General features: G+C 71.5%; 1 protein-coding gene. It reads left to right on the forward strand.

Annotated elements, in window-relative coordinates:
• Window positions 1-64: 64 nt before the first annotated feature.
• Window positions 65-505, forward strand: a 441-nt coding sequence (locus tag K7G61_RS36050) for an acyltransferase domain-containing protein (RefSeq protein WP_374204355.1), incomplete at its 3' end; no start/stop codon positions are given.

Consider the following 505-nt stretch of genomic DNA (forward strand, 5'->3'; position numbering starts at 1 on the left):
CGCGCTGGCGTCGGGGGTGCAGGCGCCGGGGCTGGTCAGTGGTACGGCGGGTGAGGGTGCGCGGGTGGCGGTGCTGTTCTCCGGCCAGGGTGCCCAGCGCCCGGGGATGGGGGCTGAACTGTATGGGGCGTATGAGGTGTTCGCCGATGCCCTGGACGAGGTGTGCGCGTACTTCGACGTGGTGCTGGACCGGCCGCTGCGGGAGGTCATGTTCGAGCTGGACGGCACCGATGTGAACCGGACCGTGTATACCCAGGCCGCGTTGTTCGCCTTCGAGGTGGCGTTGTTCCGGCTGGTGGAGTCCTGGGGGGTGCGGGCCGATGTTCTGGCCGGGCATTCGATCGGTGAGTTGGCCGCCGCGCATGTGGCGGGGGTCCTGGACCTGCCGGACGCGGTGAAGCTGGTCGCGGCTCGGGGCCGGTTGATGCAGGCGCTGCCCGCGGGTGGGGCGATGCTGGCCGTCCAGGCTGACGAGGCCACCGTCCGGGAGGCGCTGGCCGGCCAT

This window comes from Streptomyces sp. HPF1205 (genome assembly GCF_020400825.1).
Taxonomy (GTDB): domain Bacteria; phylum Actinomycetota; class Actinomycetes; order Streptomycetales; family Streptomycetaceae; genus Actinacidiphila.